At 66.6% G+C, this 401-nt stretch carries 1 protein-coding gene; it reads left to right on the top strand.

Annotated elements, in window-relative coordinates:
- On the top strand, positions 1–401 hold a 401-nt coding region (locus tag XM53_RS22330; RefSeq protein WP_456238909.1), incomplete at both ends, for a succinate--CoA ligase subunit alpha.

Here is a 401-nt window from a genome sequence, read left to right as displayed (position 1 = left end):
TCGCAGGGCACATTCCACACCGAACAGGCCATCGCCTACGGCACCCAGATGGTCGGCGGCGTCACCCCCGGCAAAGGGGGCCAGACGCATCTCGATCTGCCCGTCTTCAACTCCGTCCACGAGGCGATGCACGAGACCGGCGCCAATGCCAGCGTCATCTACGTGCCGCCGCCCTTCGCCGCCGATTCGATCCTCGAGGCGATCGACGCCGAGATCCCGCTCATCGTCTGCATCACCGAAGGCATCCCGGTTCTGGACATGATGCGCGTCAAGCGCGCGCTCGAGGGCAGCACATCGACCCTGATCGGCCCCAACTGCCCCGGCATCATCACGCCCGACGCCTGCAAGATCGGCATCATGCCCGGCCACATCCACAAGCGCGGCTCGGTCGGCGTGGTCTC

Origin of the sequence: Roseovarius atlanticus (genome assembly GCF_001441615.1) — a bacterium.
In the GTDB taxonomy this organism is placed as follows: domain Bacteria; phylum Pseudomonadota; class Alphaproteobacteria; order Rhodobacterales; family Rhodobacteraceae; genus Roseovarius; species Roseovarius atlanticus.
The sequence above is the reverse complement of the archived record's forward strand: the minus strand, read 5'-3'. Positions and strand labels throughout refer to the sequence as shown.